This is a genomic window from Streptomyces sp. NPDC089424, assembly GCF_044749345.1.
In the GTDB taxonomy this organism is placed as follows: domain Bacteria; phylum Actinomycetota; class Actinomycetes; order Streptomycetales; family Streptomycetaceae; genus Streptomyces.
Genome location: NZ_JBIVHU010000001.1, coordinates 1,126,248 through 1,142,227 on the forward strand (window position 1 = coordinate 1,126,248; position 15,980 = coordinate 1,142,227).

Consider the following 15,980-nt stretch of genomic DNA (forward strand, 5'->3'; position numbering starts at 1 on the left):
CCCGCGGACGTGCCCGTGGGGCGCTCGAACCCCGCCTGAGTCCCGGACGAAGATCATTCTCGACCGTGCGTGAGCGCCGGCGGAGGCGCGAAGCCCCGCGAACTCGGCGGGGTGTGCGGGCCAGTTGCCCGGAGGGAAGGCCGGCGCGGCCGGCGGACGACAAAGGCAAGGAGTCTCGTCACTCCTTGCCTCTCTCAAGCTATAGCCCACGGGGGGCCTTGCGGCAAGACCCCGGTCCTGCCGCAGAATCTGCCGCCGCACCGAGGGTTCTTGACGGGGGGACACCCATGAATGACGTGATCATCACCGGCGGCGGGCCGACCGGCCTGATGCTCGCCGCCGAGCTGCGGCTGCACGGCGTGCACGTGGTCGTGCTGGAGAAGGAGGCGGAGCCGACACCGGTCGTCCGCGCGCTCGGTCTGCACGCGCGCACCATCGAGGTGCTGGACCAGCGCGGTCTGCTCGACCGGTTTCTCCCGCTCGGCCGTCAGTACCCGGTCGGCGGCTTCTTCGCCGGCATCAGGAAGCCGTCGCCGGCCGGACTGGACACCACACACCCGTACGTCCTCGGCATCGCGCAGACGACCACGGACCGCCTGCTGGCCGAACACGCGCGGAAGCTGGGGGCCGAGATCCGCCGCCGCAGCGAACTGACCGGGCTGAGCCAGGACGCGGACGGGGTGACCGCCGAGCTGGCCGACGGCACGCGGCTGCTCGCGCGCCACCTCGTCGGCTGCGACGGCGGCCGCAGTACGGTGCGCAAGCTGCTCGGCGTCGGTTTCCCCGGTGAGCCGAGCAGGGCCGACACGCTGCTGGGGGAGATCGAGCTGACCGCGTCGCCCGAGACGGTGGCCGAGGTGGTGGCGCGGGTGCGCGCCACCGAGCTGCGGTTCGGCGCGTCGCCCCTGGGCGACGGCGTGTACCGCGTCGTCGTGCCCGCCGAGGGGGTGGCCGAGGACCGCTCGGTGCCGCCCACCCTGGAGGAGGTCGGGCGGCGCCTGCGGGCCGTCGCCGGCACCGATCTGGGGGTGGGCTCCGCGCGCTGGCTCTCCCGCTTCGGCGACGGGACCCGGCTCGCCGAGCGCTACCGGGTCGGGCGGGTGCTGCTGGCCGGCGACGCGGCGCACATCCATCCGCCGATGGGCGGGCAGGGGCTCAATCTGGGCATCCAGGACGCGTTCAACCTCGGCTGGAAACTGGCCGCCGAGGTGGCCGGCTGGGCGCCGGAGGGTCTGCTGGACAGCTACCAGGACGAACGGCGGCCGGTGGCCGCCGACGTGCTGGACAACACACGTGCGCAGATGGAGCTGCTCTCCGCCGAGCCCGGTCCGCGTGCGGTGCGCCGGCTGCTGGCGGAACTGATGGACCTGGAGCACGTCCATCGCCACCTGATCGAGAAGGTCATCGCGACCGGGGTCCGCTACGACTTCGGCGCGGGGCACGACCTGGTCGGCCGGCGGATGAGGGACCTGGGGCTGCGGCACGGGCGCCTCTACGAGCGGATGCACGGCGGCCGCGGACTGCTCCTGGACCGGACCGGCCGGCTCTCGGCGGCGGGCTGGGAGGGCCGGGTCGACCATGTCGTGGACGCCGGTGCCGAACTCGACGTGTCCGCCGTGCTGCTGCGGCCGGACGGACATGTGGCCTGGGCCGGCGAGGACCTGGAGGATCTGCGCGGGCAGCTGTGCCGGTGGTTCGGCGCAGATGGACGTGGAGGGCCCTGACGTTTAGGCTTCCCGCTGGTCCGAGGGGCGGGCCGAAGGAGGAAGGCGATGTCACAGTTGGTCTCGGCACCCGTCGGGGAGTCCGTCCTCGCTGTCCGGACGAGCGCATGACCGTCGCCGAAGAGCGGCCCGACGCCGCACCGGTGGGCATCCTGCGGCTCCGTCGTCGCCTGGAGCGGCTGATCGGCGTGGCCGCGACGGAAGGGAACGAGCTCGTCGCCCTGCGCAACGGCGACCAGATCTTCCCCGCGATGCTGGAGTCGATCCGGAGCGCCGAGCACACGATCGACATGATGACGTTCGTGTACTGGCGCGGCAGCATCGCCCGTGACTTCGCCGCCGCGCTCGCGGAACGGGCCAGGGCCGGTGTACGGGTACGGCTGCTGCTGGACGGGTTCGGCGCCAAGGAGATAGAGCAGGACCTGCTGGACGAGATGGACGCGGCCGGTGTGCTGGTCGCCTGGTTCCGCAAGCCGCTGCGGCTGTCGCCGTTCAAGCAGAACCACCGCTGCCACCGCAAGGCGCTGGTGGTGGACGAGCACACGGCGTTCACCGGTGGCGTCGGCATCGCCCAGGAGTGGTGCGGCGACGCCCGCAACCCCGGCGAATGGCGCGACACCCACGTCAAGGTGCGCGGCCCCGCCGTCGACGGCATCGCCGCCGCCTTCGCCCAGAACTGGGCCGAGTGCCACGACGAGCTCTACGACGACCGGGACCGCTTCACCGAGCACGAGCAGCCCGGCGACTCCGTCGTCCAGGTCGTGCGCGGTTCGGCGAGCTTCGGCTGGCAGGACATGCAGACCCTTATCCGGGTCATGCTCACCTCCGCCGAGTCACGCTTCCGGCTGGCCACCGCCTACTTCGCGCCGGACACCTACTTCATCGACCTGCTGTGCGCGACCGCGCGGCGCGGCGTCACGGTCGAGATCCTGCTGCCCGGCCCGCACACCGACCAGCGGGCCTGCCAGCTCGCCGGCCGGTACCACTACGAGCGGCTGCTGGCGTCGGGCGTCTCGATCTGCGAGTACCAGCCGACCATGATGCACGCCAAGATCATCACGGTGGACGGGCTGGCCTCGCTGATCGGCTCCACCAACTTCAACCGGCGTTCCATGGACCACGACGAGGAGGTCATGCTCGCCGTCCTCGACGAGGACTTCACGGCCGGGCTCGACCGGGACTTCGACGCGGATCTCGAACGCAGCGTCGCCATGGACGCGGGGCGCTGGAAGCGCCGCGCCATGGTGGAGCGGGTACGGGAGGCCGCGATCCTTCCCGTACGCCGGTTCCTGTAGCGGATCCGGCGTACGGGAGGCCGCGGCCGTGCGGTCCTCAGTTGGTGGCGAGCATGCCCCGGCGCAGGCGCTTGAGGGTGCGTGAGAGCAGCCGGGAGACGTGCATCTGGGAGCAGCCGAGGCGTTCGCCGATCTGAGCCTGGGTGAGTTCGTCGACGAAGCGCCAGTGCAGGATCTGCCGGGACCGCTCGTCCAGCTCGGCGATCAGCGGGGCCAGGGCGTGGAAGTCCTCCACCAGCTCCATGGCGGCGTCCTCGGTGCCGATGAAGTCGGCCAGCACCGACTCGCCCTCCTCGCTGCCGCCGAGCGTGGCGTCCAAGGAGGCGGAGTTGTAGCCGTTGGAGGCGATCCGGGCCTCGATGACCTCCTCCTCGGAGAGGTTCATCAGCTCGGCCAGCTCCTTGACCGTCGGCATGCGGTCCAGGCGGGAGCGCAGTTCCTCGGTGGCGCGGGCCAGTTCGACACGGGCTTCCTGCAGGCGGCGCGGCACGTGGACGGCCCAGGAGGTGTCACGGAAGAACCGCTTGATCTCCCCGACGATGTAGGGGATGGCGAACGAGGTGAACTCGACCTCACGCGTCAGCTCGAACCGGTCGATCGCCTTGATCAGCCCGATGATGCCGACCTGGACGATGTCCTCCATCTCGTCCGCGCCGCGGCTGCGGAAGCGCCCGGCGGCGTAGCGCACGAGAGAGGTGTTCATCTCGATCAGGGTGTTGCGGGCGTACTGGTACTCGGGCGTGCCCTCCTCCAGTACCGCGAGCCGCTCGAAGAACTGCTTCGACAAAGACCGCGCGTCCTTCGGCGCGACCTTCGCCGGGTCGGCCACCTCGGGCAGTACGCCGACGGCATCCTGCTCGACGCCGGTCCTCGTGCTCGATATCGCGGTCGCGGTCATTGTTCCCAGCCCCTCCCTGTGCAGATTCATCGACCCGTCCGTCGGCGGGTCGATGATACGGCGCCTACCCGGCATCACGCCGGGCATGCACCCGACTCTCGACGGAGGCGGTCAGTTTTCCGCCGCAGGGGGGCGGCCCAGGTGGGCCAGGGCCGCCGCCGTCATCGCCTTCGTCGCCGACGGCAGGGCGATGGGCAGGTGGGGGGCGAACGCGGGGGAGTGGTTCGGCGGCAGCGACGCGAGCCTTGCCGCGACGTCCGCGCCGCTCGTGGCCGCCCACTGGCGCGGGCCCACGACCCCCACCATCCAGTAGCCCAGCGGGATCCCGGCGCAGCCGTGGATCTCCTGGCCGGCGTCGCCGTACAGGCCGAAGTCCTCCGTGGCCGTCGACGGCGCCCAGGGCACGACCCGTTCGGCACCCAGCACCTCGCGGTGGGCCTCGCGCGTCACCGCCGTCACCTCCCCGTCGGGCAGCGTGGCGGGCGATCGCGAGACCACCGTGACGTCGGGGTCGCGAGGACAGCCGGACGCGGCCGACTCGGCCCGCACGACTCGCTCGACGGCCGCCACGGCCCGGTCCAGGGACGCCTGCGACAGCGCGCGTACGGTGATGCCGAGCGCCGCGCTGTCCGGCACGACGCCGCTGTGCGCGCCGGCGTGGATCCGGCCGACGGTGACGGTGGTCTGCTCGGCGGGCGCGCACTCGCGGGACACGATCCCCTGGAGCCGCAGCACCGTCGCGGCGGCCGCGAGCACCGGGTCCACCGTCAGGTGCGGGGCCCCGGCGTGGCCGCCCCGGCCGTGCAGGGTGACGTCCAGCTGGACGCTGGCGGCCAGCACGGGCTGCCCGTAGCCGTGGGCCACCATGCCGCCCAGGAGGGGGGCGGTGTGCTGGGCGAGCACGACGTCGGGACGGCCGAAGCGTGCGTACAGGCCGTCCTCCAGCATGGCGCGCGCACCGGTCAGCGTCTCCTCGGCCGGCTGGCCGACGACGACCACGGTGCCCCGCCAGTGCGGCAGCGCCCGGGCCAGGAGCGTCGCGGCGCCCAGCACGGCGGCGACGTGCAGGTCATGGCCGCAGGCATGCATGAACGGGCCCTGGGCGGCGTAGGGCAGACCGGTCCGCTCCCGGATCGGCAGGGCGTCCAGTTCGGCCCGCAGGTAGACGCGCGGCCCCTCGCCTGCTTCCAGGACGCCGACCACACCGTGGCCGCCGACGCCCCGCGTCACCGCGTACCCCTCCGCCGTCAGCGCGTCGGCCAGGCGCGCGGCGGTGCGGGACTCCTCGCCGGAGGGCTCCGGATGCCCGTGCAGGTCCATCGCGAACACGGTGAGCGGGCGCAGCACCGCGTCCAACTGCCGAAGGACCGGACCGTACTTGTCCGGGGGGACGATCGCCGCTGTGCTCACCCGGACATGATCCGGCGCCCGGCCGGCCGGTCGCTGTCACCCCGCTGTCACCCCGCGACAGCGCCCTGACAGCGGACGGCACCTGGATGCGTCAGTGGCGACGGGTCCAATGAGAGGGCCGAACACCCCGGGACCAGCCCGTGGGTGACCTCACCTCAGGAGTGACCATGGCTGACAAGTCGACCCTCGCCGCCCTCGCCGACGAGATCCTGGAGCTCGAGTCGGAGACCTTCGAGATCTCGGACTACTCGGACGCCAGCGAGGTCGTGCTCGCCGGTTCCACGAGCTGCTCCTCCACCTCGACCTGCTCCTCCACCACCAGCACCACCTCCTGCAGCGCCTGATCACAGGCCCGCAGCACGGCGTCCGGCCCCGCCGCCGGACGCCGAAACGGCCGGGTCGCCGCTCCCCACTCCTTCGGGAGGGGGAAGCGGCGACCCGGCCGTCGCCTTGTGGGCCTTACGGGAACGGGTGCGGGACCCGGTGGATCTCCCACCCTTCCAGGTCCGTGTCACGCAGCCCGCCGCGACGGGCCGCGGTGCGCAGCCGGGGCATCCCGAGCGCACGCTGACGGGACCAGCCGAAGTCGATCGGCAGCAGACCGGGAGCGAGCACACAGACCGTGCGCAGCCCCATCCGCCGCTGCTCCGGCGTGGTCTGGTCCACGACGACCACGTCATGCCCGGCCCGCACCACCTCGTCGCGGCACAGCGCCACGTCGTCCGCCAGATCCCCGGTGCGCGGCCGGCCGGAGGCCTCCCACGCGGCGTAGACGTCGGCCATCGGACGGATCTCACGGGGCCGGTGGTACGGCTCCACATGCACCGCCATGCCGGGCAGTCCGTACAACTGGGCGTGGTCCTTCAGGTGCAGCACCTTGGTGAAGTCGGCCGCCATCGCCTCCAGTTCGCCCTGCCGCTCGCGGACCTGGCCGGGCAGGTGCGGGATGTAGGTCAGCACCTCGGACAGGGCGCCCTCCAGCGCGGAGGCCGGGTCGAGCGAGGCGCCGGCGCCGAAGGAGTACAGACCGGGCCCGCCGTCCCGCCGTACCGCGAGACCGGTCACCACGGGTACGGCGAGGTCGACGCGGTTGTCGAAGGCGTGCACGTCGTAGCCCTGGAGCGCGGCGCGGTCGATCATGGCGCGGACGGTGGGGTCGGCGACCGTCGACAGGTCGATCTCGGTCAGCCGGGTCCCGCCGTACCAGGCGAGCAGGAAGGCGTCCCGCTCGATCAGTTCGAGCAGCCCGCCGAGGACCGCCTCCTCCAGACAGCTGCCGATCGCGCAGCCGTTGGAGCACTCGAAGACGAAGTTGTCCGCCGCCAGCCCCGCGCTGTAGTGCACCAGGCGGGCCGGGACCAGCAACGGCCGGTCGTCGCGCAGGGAGTGGCCCCACACCCACGGGATCGGCCGGTCGGCGTCGAACGGGTCGACGAGAGGGTCGTCGCGATAGGTCTCCGGGGCGTAGAACCCGCAGTCGGCCGGGTTCAGCGCGTCCTCGCCCAGGCTGTTGTACGAGGCGGTGAGCAGCTTCGTGCCGCGCCGCCGATGGGTGCCGGCGTAGCGCTCCAGACCCTCCAGGAACGCCAGGTCGCGACTGGCGGCGAAGCCGTTCGCCTGACCGCTCCAGGTCACGTCGGTCAGGCCCGCGTAGCCGCGCATGAACACGCTGCCCGCGACCGGCGCGGTGGTGGGTGAGGTGACGTTGAGCCAGGTCCCGGCGCCCAGCAGGCCGGTGACCGGGTTCGCGAGCGCCGCCGGTGCCAGCGGGTAGGAGGACGCCGGCCGCAGCCGATAGCCGTCCACGGCCGGCTTCGGGCGGCTCACCAGGGCGAGTTCGGCGTCCTGCCGGCTGTCCGTGCCGCCGGAGCCGCAGTGCGGGCAGAGCGGGTCGGCGTACAGCGGGAAGGTCCGTACCGTCAGGGTCGCCACGTCCAGGCAGGACACCTGCGGCAGTGCGCGGTCGGCCGGAGTCCCGCCCGGCGGCACCGGCGCCGGGGCGCCGGTCACCGCCTCGTACAGGGCGTGCACCGCGTCCGCGACGAACGCGGGCTGCTCGGGCCAGTGCGGGGCGAAGCTCCACGGGGTGCCCGTCTCCAGGGCGTCCCGCTCGGTGCGCGACCGCAGGCGCTGCCAGCGCATCGCGAGACAGGTCCCGCAGGCCCGCGACTCGGCGTCGCCGCCCCACGGCCCCACCAGCACCTCGCGGGAGGTCAGATGGACCAGGGCGGTGGGCCGTACCGAGGCGTGCGGGTCGTCCCGTACGTCGCGTGCGCCGAGCGGCACCACCTCGGGGGCCCGGCCCGGGGCGCACCGCTCGGCCAGTGCCGACCGCAGCCGCCGCCCCGCTTCCCGGAGCGGGACGCCGTCCCGGACGATGGTCGTCGTCATGTGCGGTTGCTCCAGCGGAAGGTCTTCAGGCCGACGGCCGCGAAGACGACGGTGAAGCCGACGAGCGCGCCGCAGCCGACGGCCACGTCACCGAGACCGCCGTTGCCGGTCAGGGACGCGGAGACGGCGTCGTTGAAGTAGCGCAGCGGCAGCACCCGCGAGAGCGTCTGCAGCCAGGACGGCATCATGTCCAGCGGCAGGAACGAGCCGGACAGGAACGCCATGGGCACCATCAGGAAGTTCGCGATGGCGGCCACCGCCTCGGGGGTGTCGGCGTACGAGCCGATGATCACGCCGAGGGACAGGAACGCGGTGATGCCGAACAGCAGCACGGGCAGCGCCAGCGGCCACCGGGAGTCCAGCTCCAGGCCGAACATCGGCAGCATCGCCACCGCGACGAACACCACGGCCTGGACGACGCCGATGGCGAGCGCCAGTACGTAACGGGAGGCCAGCACGGTGGGCAGGCTCGTCGGCGTCATCCGGATCAGGCGCAGCAGGTCGTCCCGGCGCCACTGCATCAGCGTGAAGGCGATGCCGAACACGGCCGCGTTGCCCACGCCCCACGACATCACGCCGGGCGCGATGTACGAGATGTAGGGCCGGCCGGTGTCCTCCACCTCCTGACCGCTGAAGATCAGCCCGAAGACCACCAGGAAGACCAGCGGGAAGGCGAAGGTGAAGAAGAGGGCCGCCGTGTCGCGGGCCTGGGCCCGGTAGCCGGCCGCCGTCAGGGCCCCGTATGCGCTCATGCCTGGTGCTCCGTGTTCTGGGTGTGCGGGGTGGTCCGGGTCTGCTGGGTGCCGTCGGATTCGGCGGCGGAGGTGAGCCGGAGGTAGACGTCCTCCAGCGTTGCAGAGCGGGTCTGCACGCCGTCCAGGCCGCCGAGGGCGTCGAGGGCCGACATCACCTTCCCGGACGTCCTGGTCTCCAGCACCAGGCTGCCGCCGCTCAGAACGGCGCGGTCCACGCCCTCGATCGCCTCCGCCTCCGCCGCCGTCATCCGCTCCGGCGGCAGCAGCACCGAGGTCGCCGAGCCCACCGCGCCGACCAGCCCGCGCGGGGAGTCGAGCGCCGCGATCCGGCCCTCCACGAGGATCGCCACCCGGTCGCACAGGGCTTCCGCCTCGTCCAGGTGGTGCGTGGTGTAGACGATCGTGCGGCCCGCCTCCTTCAGACCGCGCAGCACCTGCCACAGGTCCCGGCGCGCCTGCGGATCGAGGGCCGCGGTCGGCTCGTCCAGGAAGATCAGCTCGGGGTCGTGGACCAGGGCGGAGGCGATGGCCAGCCGTTGACGCTGACCGCCGGAGAGATCCTCCACGCGGGTGTCCCGCTGCTCCGTCAGCGCCACTGCCTCCAGCGTCCGTTCGACCGCCGCGCGGTCCGCGCGGTAGAGGGCGGCGACGGTCGCCAGGTGCTCGTGCGCCGTCAGACGTACGAAGAAGGCCGAGGACTGGGTCTGCACACCGAGGCGCGGCAGCAGGGCCACGTTGCGCGGCCAGGGGGAGGCGCCCAGCACGGCGACAGTGCCGGAGTCGGCCTGGCGCAGGCCCTCCATGATCTCCACCAGGGTGGTCTTGCCCGCGCCGTTGGGCCCGAGCAGTCCGAAGAACTCGCCCCGCGCCACACGCAGCGAGACGCCGTCCAGCGCCTGGCGGGTCCCGTAGCGCTTGCTCACCCCCTCGACGTGGATCGCGGCGTCCGCCGCGTGGTTGCCGGGGTCCGCCGGCACGGTTTCCGTCTCCGTCATGAACAGCTCCTCGAAACAGGCCCGTCAGGGGGCGAGCAGAACCAGCACGGCCGTGACCGAAGCGGCCGCGATCAGACAGACCAGAACGGACGAGCCGATCCCGTATGCCGTGTACAGAACCCGCGCCCGGCGGGGATAGCCGGCCGCGGCCTGGCCGTCGCGCAACCGAAGTCGCAGGTAACGCCCGCTCTCGGGCGCGTAGTTGGAGACACCGAGCACATGGGAGAGCATGGTGTACCCGTCCAGCGGAGGCAGGGGCAGCAGGTTGACCAGAGCCTGAACGCTGCCCAGCAGGAGCAGCCCCGACAGCACCCTGCGCGTGGGATCGCCCGTGTCCAGCACGGCCCACCACAGCGCGAAGGGCAGCAGGAACAGCAGGTTCGCGAAGGCGCCGGCCGCGCCGACCGCCAGCTGGTGCCTCCGGCTGCGCAGGAAGCGGTAGTCGTCCACCCGGCAGTACATGATCGCGGCGGGCAGCCGCCAGCGCAGGCCGATCTCGCTCACGCTGCCGCCGAAGTGCCGGGCCGCGATGCCGTGCGCCAGCTCGTGGCCCGCGGTGCTGAGCCACAGCAGGGTGAACACGCCGAGCAGCGCGACCGGTTGCTGGAACAGCCACCAGGTGTCTCGCGCCAGCGTGCCGAGCCCGGCGGCCAGGGCGGCCTCCATGGCCAGGCAGAGCGCCAGCAGCGGCAGCAGCACCGGCCGGCTCAGCAGCGGACGCAGCGCGCGGTGCAGGCGTGCGGTGGTGGCCCCCGCGTCGGCGACCAGGCGCAGGCTGCCCCGGTAGAGATTGCCGCTGAGCGCCGGTGCCGGGGGTCCGGGGGGTGCGACGACGGCCTGGGGCGCGGGTGCGCCGACGAGGAGCCGTTTGGCGCCCAGCAGCCCCAGCAGCTGGCGCCAGTTGGCCTCGCCCAGCCGGCGCCCGAAGACGGAGGCGTACGCGTCGCCGATCTCCGCCAGGCTCCGCTCCCCGTCCAGCCGGGAGATGAGGAAGTACTCCTTCGGGCCGACCTCGAAGGAGGAACCGTCGGCCGGGTCCCTGATCAGGTGCACCGTGGCCGCGCCGCGCAGCAGCGGCGCGGTGAGCAGGATCTCCGGCCGCAGGCGGGGGCGGTGGGTGAGCACCTCGGCCCGCTCGGTGCTCATGAGGCGGCCTCCGCGGCGCCCTCGGCGCCCGAGCGCAGGACCCGCCCGAGCACGTGCGAGAGGTAGGCCTCGTCGCGGATCGTCACATGCAGCCGGTTGTTGGTCATGTGCATGTACGGCGACAGCAGCAGCGGAAGGGCCACCGCGGGGTCGGTGACCTGCTCGTCACGGGTGCCGTCCCAGGAGCGGAAGACCAGTTCGCCCCCCTCGGCCAGGGCGACCGCCTTCTCCCGCAGCTCCAGGCAGTGCGCCGCCCAGCCGCGCAGGAAGGCCGGCAGCCGGTCGAGCCGGCCGGCGGCGACGGCCCGGCGTATCTCCTCGAAGCGACGGCCGAGCCGCGGCGCCATCTCGGCGTAGTTGCGGTCGTACTCCGAGGAGCCGATGAAGCCGGTGCCGGGGAAGGCGCGGTGCCAGAACTCGTAGTACCGCTCCAGATAGTCGGCGAGTTCGTCGTCGCCGGGCAGGAAGCAGCCCGCCATGACCATCATGAGCTGCGCCGACGTGCCCAGCAGCACGGTCCGCAGATGCAGGTTCATGGAGCCGAGAGCCTCGATCACGAGGTCGCTGGAGTGCGCGAAGTGCCACTCGGCGAGGGCGACGCCCGCCGGACCGCCGTACTTGCCGTACTCGGGCTCGTAGGGCTCGTAGGAGCGGGAGTTGTTCGGACGCAGCCGCATGCGGCCGTCCTCCGCCATGAAGTCGCCGCGATCGCCCTCCGGGAACTCGATCTCGAAGAGCGTGTTGTAGAACTCGTTGAGGAAGCCGGAGTCGACCTCGTACAACGCCGGCCGGCTGCGCAGGAAGGCGTCGACGGCCTCCTCGGCGCGGCGCCGGACCTCGGGCGTCGCCTCCTCGGTCGCGGGCCTCAGGCGGAGACGGACGTGCGGGCCCTCCAGCCAGTAGTTGATGAAGAAGTGGCCGGCGAGCAGCCCGTCGTCCCGCAGTCCCGCGATCAGCGGGCCCACGCAGTTCACCAGCAGGGGCTGGGGGTTGGCGGCGTAGAAGATGTGCATGGCCTGCCACGCGCCGGGGGAGGGGTTCAGCTCGGACACGGGGAGATCTCCTCGGTGCGTCGGGTGGCGGTGAAGGTCTCGACGGAGAGTTCGGCGACATGGCTGCCCCGCTCGGACACGACGTGCAGACCGTTCTCGGCGGGCAGCATCTCGCGCAGCTCCACGCGGTCGTCCGGCGACTTGACCAGCGCCTCGAACGCGGTCAGCGACAGGAAGCTGTCGAAGTCCAGGTACTGCGGCTTGGCGCCCGCGCCGCCCCGGGGGCCGCTGGAGACGGTGGCGAAGACCCGGGCGGGCAGGCCGTGTTCACGGCGCCAGCGCCGCCAGGCCAGGAACACCTCGTCCTCCGGGGTGCCGGCCGGACGGATCGGCAGCGACGCCGCGGTGGTGGACCAGCCGCGCCGGGCCAGCACGAGGTCGCCGTGCCGGACCCGCGGACGCCGGGTCACTCCCTGATGCGCCGGGCCCTGCGCCACACCGGCCCAGACGTCGAGCGGTGCCATCGACGTGGGCGACAGCAGCAGCAGCGTGCGCGGCGTCTCCGGGAGGGCGAGCGGCACCAGGTAGCCCAGGTACACGGGGATGACCTCGCATCCCAGGCGCGCGGAGCGCAGCACCAGGCGGTCCTCGGCCTCGTCGTGCTCCAGGCACAGGTCGTCCAGGTGGATGCGCTGGTCCTCGGGGACGCTGCTCGCCTCGCCGGGACACACGATCTGGTAGTCCGTGAGGCGTCCGTGCAGGTTGAGATTGCTGGTGACGGGGCCGCCGGTGAGTTCCGCGAGGACCGCTCCGGGCGGGGTGAGCCGCGCGGCCTGCTCCCGCAGCAGGTCCGAGACGGCGGGGCCGGGGCCGTCGTCCCAGACGTGCGTGAAGCGGCTGAACGGGAACGACAGTCCGCCGTAGGAGCGGTTGAGCACCAGCAGCCGCTCGCCGTCCTCCTCGGTGACCTGGAGATGGTGGCTCTGCGGGGTGAACGGGGAGTCGAGGCCCTCCAGTTCGGCGGCGACCTCGGCGAGGTGGCCGTCCTCCAGGACGATGTCGCCCTCCCCGCAGTGCCGCGCCCACAGCGCGCGCATCCGGCCGATGAACGCCTGCCGTCCCCGGTCCAGGGCCTTGATCCCGGCAAGGCCCAGCCAGTTCTCCTCCGGCACGTAGTCGCCCTTCGCGTCGAAGGGGGAGCGCTTGGCGCTGAAGGACAGGTACTGGTCGAAGAAGTCCTCGTGGAAGTCGTGCACGAGACCGAGCAGGTCGTCGCACCGGCCGCCCTTGCCGTAGCGGGCCAGGAAGAACCCCTGGAACGTCACCCGCTGCGGCAGGGTCAGGTCGAACGCGGGCAGGATCCGCTCCACGGAGCGCAGCGCCCCGCCGTCCGCCCCGGTCCAGGCGCCCAGCCCGCACGAGATGTCCTCGCCGGCGTCGGCGTCCTCGTAGAGCAGGGTCTGGGGCAGGGCGACCTCATGGGCCCCCAGCAGCCCCTGCGCGTCCCCGAGACAGACCCGCAGCCGGCGCAGCAGCCGCGCGCGCCCCGCCGTGTTCGCCTGCGGATAGGTGTCGACCAGCGAGGCCGCGGTGTCGAGCCGCGCGGCGAGTTCCGCGGCCCACGGCCGCTCCAGCTCCCGCAGGGCGTCCTGGAAGGCGCGCAACGGGTCGACGGCGTGCACGTCGGTGTCCAGGCACGGCACGCGGATCATGCCGAGCTGCAGGAGCGCCGACACGTACGACTCCCCGAGCTCGGCGTCCGCGCCGTACTCGGCGCACAGCCAGTCCACCAACTCCCCGTAGCGCATGTCGCGTTCGCTCAGGCGCGTGATCAGCCGGTCCAGCGTCCCGCTGCGCCGCAGGAAGAACAACCGGTCCTTGACCGCGTCGAAGGTGACCGCCGCGTCGTCGTCGCCCGTCGTCACCCAGCGCCGCACGTAGCGCACCCGGTGGTCGTCGCTGCCCCAGCCCGAGGCGAGCTGCACGGGGAGGTCGGCGCGCAGCGCCGGGACGGCGAGGATCTGCTCCGCGAACCGGGCCAGCACCACGACGTTCAGCCGCACCCGGCCCCGCCACTCGGCGCGAAGACGCACCGAGGGGTCGTCGCCGTCGTCGAAGGTGCCGAGGGCCACGCCCGTGAACGTGCTGAACGGGCTGGTCTTGCAGGCCGTCCGGTACAGGTACGACAGCACCGAACGCTCGATCTTGCGCAGCCGCTTGTCGGGGCGCACCCCCGCGCCGAGGCGGACGTACGGCTCCAGTCGGGCGTCCAGCGTCGGCGAGGCCAGGAGGAGCCCGTCGCGCAGCCGGTCCTCGTCGAGCAGCCCGCGCAACGCGGCACGCGTCCGGGCGAGTTCACCGTCGAGCAGCGCGGCCCCCCGGTCGCGCAGCTCGTCCAGGGCCCGCCGGCCGTCGAGCCATTCCCGGGTCAGCTCGGCCGCGGCCGGGTCCAGGGCCTCGATCAGGCCGAGCGCGGACGTGCCGCCCTTCGGCGCGCGGTTGTTGAAGACGTCCCGGCGCAGCGCGAGCAGGTGACGTCGTCGCCCGCCCTCGTCGTCGGGGAACGCCCGCTCGGCGGCCGGCACGAGCGCGTGCAGGACGTCGCTCAGTTCCCTGCCCCGCTCCAGCAGGCCCTCCTCGGCCGACAGGACGTCGTCGGCCCAGCGGACGCCGTCGGGGCAGCGCAGGTCGCGGACGGTCTCGATGGGCAGACCCGCCACCCGCAGCAGGAAGCGGCGGCCGGGCTGCCAGCTTGTCGTCGGTGTCATGGCGGCTCCCCGTCAGGCGATGTCGGAGCGGAAGTCGGCGGGGTGCGGCCGCTCGTTGCCGAGCAGCATGATGAGCAGCGGCGCCTCCCCGGTGTCCGCCAGGCCCAGCTCCTCGATGTAGGAGATGTTGTCGAAGCCGAGGGCGACACCCGCGCCGAGGCCGAGCGCGGCCGAGGCGGTGTAGAAGGTCTGCGCGATCGCGCCGACGGTGGCGTTGACCAGCCGGTAGCCCCGGTCGCCGACGGCGTCGAGGACCGCGGTCGTGCGCACGGTGGGCACGAGGACCGCGCCGGTCTGTTCGAGGTTGTAGTTGGACAGGAAGTAGTTCTTCTGAAGGAACGAGCCCGGTGCGCCGGGCGCCACCGGCCGCAGCGTGTGCGTGTCGGGTTCGTAGGCGTACGCGCCGGGCTCGACGCCCTCCACGTGGTTGACGAAGGCGTACAGCCGCGCCTGCCGCGGCGAGCCCTCGGGCTCCGCGTCGCCGCCGAGCCGGGTCGCGGCGCACGCGGCCAGTGTCGTGGCGAGCTGCGCCGTGGTCACGGGGACGGTGGCGTCGAAGCGGCCGAAGCTGCTGCGGCGCGTGCGCAGCGCCGTGCGCACGTCGACCTCGGGGAACGCGGCGGGCGGCAGCGCGACCGGCTCCGCGGCGCCGGTCGGGGCGGCCGGCGCCGAGCCGTCGAGCGCGCCCGGCGCCGGACGGTCGCTCGCGTGCTCCGCCGTCGCACGGTGGATGCGCCGCAGCGTGTCGAAGTCGAGCACGGTCCGGGACCGTTCACGATCGCGCCGGCGGACCGCCGCGCCGCCCGCCTCCGTCGGGTCCGTGGCGGGCCGGGGGCCGTCCCAGACCAGCGGGACGACGGCGAACAGTCCCTCCTCGTCCTCGCCGAGGCCCAGCAGGCCGGCCAGCCGTGCCTCGTCGAACCAGAGGGCGGGCGCGAGCCGCAGCCCACGGGCGCGCGCCCAGATCTGCCAGGTCCCCAGCAGCGCCCCCACGTCCATGCTCACGGCGTGGAACGAGAAGCTGTTGTACTTGAACGCGTTCTGCCAGTACTTGACGCCCAGCACCAGGTACTGGTCCGTCGCCTCGCCGTGCGCTCCGAGCGCGGCGCGCACCTCGCCGCTGACGTCGCCCGCCAGCAGCCGCTGCATGCAGTGGCGCAGCGGGGAGTAGTAGTGCACGCCGGGGGTGAGCGGGCCCGAGGGTCCCGAGACCCAGTAGACGCTCACCGGGTACAGGCCGCCGCCGGAGGCGGTGCCCCGGGACCAGTTGGCCTGCGTGTAGTGCGGCAGGGCCCCGAGGTCGGTGTTGGCCTGGACGGCGAGGCGCCGGCCCACCAGCCCGTAGGAGTCCTGCAGCAGGCCGGACAGCAGGGGCAGGGTGAAGGGCTCGGCCGTGTCCGGGGCGGCCTCGGGCAGGCAGCCGGCCGTCACCGTGGCGTGCGCGGGGTAGTGCGCCTCGGGGAGCGGGAACGACTCGGCACCCGGGTAGTACTTCGCCTTGCGCGGCCGGTCCGCCCAGTCGGGCACGAAGTCGGCCGGCTCCATCGGGATGCGGCCCCTGTGCATGATGGCCGTCGCGTAGTCATGGGCGTAGCCCACGGAGGTC

General features: G+C 72.9%; 12 protein-coding genes. 3 read left to right on the forward strand and 9 right to left on the reverse strand.

The window, feature by feature from the left end:
• Positions 1-287: 287 nt before the first annotated feature.
• Together rox and ACIP2X_RS04990 are read left to right on the forward strand one after the other, a co-directional pair.
• Positions 288-1,724, forward strand: coding sequence for a rifampin monooxygenase (gene rox, locus ACIP2X_RS04985; protein WP_401667572.1), 1,437 nt, complete (start codon positions 288-290; stop codon positions 1,722-1,724).
• 107 nt (positions 1,725-1,831) lie between these two features.
• Positions 1,832-3,019: a phosphatidylserine/phosphatidylglycerophosphate/cardiolipin synthase family protein gene (locus tag ACIP2X_RS04990; protein WP_401667575.1), complete on the forward strand. Its 1,188-nt coding sequence runs from the start codon at positions 1,832-1,834 to the stop codon at positions 3,017-3,019.
• 37 nt (positions 3,020-3,056) lie between these two features.
• Here the strand turns inward: ACIP2X_RS04990 and ACIP2X_RS04995 are convergent, their stop codons facing one another.
• Positions 3,057-3,917: an RNA polymerase sigma factor SigF gene (locus ACIP2X_RS04995; RefSeq protein WP_401668883.1), complete on the reverse strand. Its 861-nt coding sequence runs from the start codon at positions 3,915-3,917 to the stop codon at positions 3,057-3,059.
• A 111-nt stretch (positions 3,918-4,028) separates the two neighbouring features.
• On the reverse strand, positions 4,029-5,327 hold the full coding sequence (locus ACIP2X_RS05000; RefSeq protein WP_401667577.1) for an amidohydrolase: 1,299 nt from the start codon (positions 5,325-5,327) through the stop codon (positions 4,029-4,031).
• A 167-nt stretch (positions 5,328-5,494) separates the two neighbouring features.
• Here ACIP2X_RS05000 and ACIP2X_RS05005 point away from each other — a divergent pair, with 167 nt between their 5' ends.
• Positions 5,495-5,671: a thiazolylpeptide-type bacteriocin gene (locus ACIP2X_RS05005; RefSeq protein WP_053760578.1), complete on the forward strand. Its 177-nt coding sequence runs from the start codon at positions 5,495-5,497 to the stop codon at positions 5,669-5,671.
• A 115-nt stretch (positions 5,672-5,786) separates the two neighbouring features.
• Here ACIP2X_RS05005 and ACIP2X_RS05010 read toward each other — a convergent pair whose 3' ends face one another.
• Genes ACIP2X_RS05010 through ACIP2X_RS05040 form a run of 7 tightly spaced genes read right to left on the reverse strand, consistent with a single transcriptional unit; the run spans position 5,787 to position 15,973 of the window.
• Positions 5,787-7,718 (reverse strand): TOMM precursor leader peptide-binding protein, encoded by a 1,932-nt coding sequence (locus tag ACIP2X_RS05010; protein WP_401667582.1) that lies wholly within the window; start codon positions 7,716-7,718, stop codon positions 5,787-5,789.
• Complete coding sequence (locus ACIP2X_RS05015) at positions 7,715-8,470, reverse strand: ABC transporter permease (protein WP_401667585.1); 756 nt, start codon at positions 8,468-8,470, stop codon at positions 7,715-7,717. Before ACIP2X_RS05015 ends, ACIP2X_RS05010 begins: the two co-directional genes overlap by 4 nt.
• Entirely contained in the window at positions 8,467-9,468 is a 1,002-nt protein-coding gene (locus ACIP2X_RS05020) for an ABC transporter ATP-binding protein (RefSeq protein WP_401667587.1), read from the reverse strand. Before ACIP2X_RS05020 ends, ACIP2X_RS05015 begins: the two co-directional genes overlap by 4 nt.
• A gap of 24 nt (positions 9,469-9,492) precedes the next feature.
• Positions 9,493-10,614 carry a peptidase M50 gene (locus ACIP2X_RS05025; RefSeq protein WP_401667590.1) on the reverse strand — a complete coding sequence of 374 codons (1,122 nt, stop codon included), beginning with the start codon at positions 10,612-10,614 and terminating at the stop codon, positions 9,493-9,495.
• Entirely contained in the window at positions 10,611-11,627 is a 1,017-nt protein-coding gene (locus ACIP2X_RS05030) for a lantibiotic dehydratase C-terminal domain-containing protein (RefSeq protein ID WP_401668885.1), read from the reverse strand. Before ACIP2X_RS05030 ends, ACIP2X_RS05025 begins: the two co-directional genes overlap by 4 nt.
• A 26-nt stretch (positions 11,628-11,653) precedes the next feature.
• Positions 11,654-14,374, reverse strand: coding sequence for a lantibiotic dehydratase (locus tag ACIP2X_RS05035; RefSeq protein ID WP_401667593.1), 2,721 nt, complete (start codon positions 14,372-14,374; stop codon positions 11,654-11,656).
• A gap of 12 nt (positions 14,375-14,386) precedes the next feature.
• Positions 14,387-15,973 (reverse strand): nitroreductase family protein, encoded by a 1,587-nt coding sequence (locus ACIP2X_RS05040; protein ID WP_401667595.1) that lies wholly within the window; start codon positions 15,971-15,973, stop codon positions 14,387-14,389.
• Between the last annotated feature and the right edge of the window lie 7 nt (positions 15,974-15,980).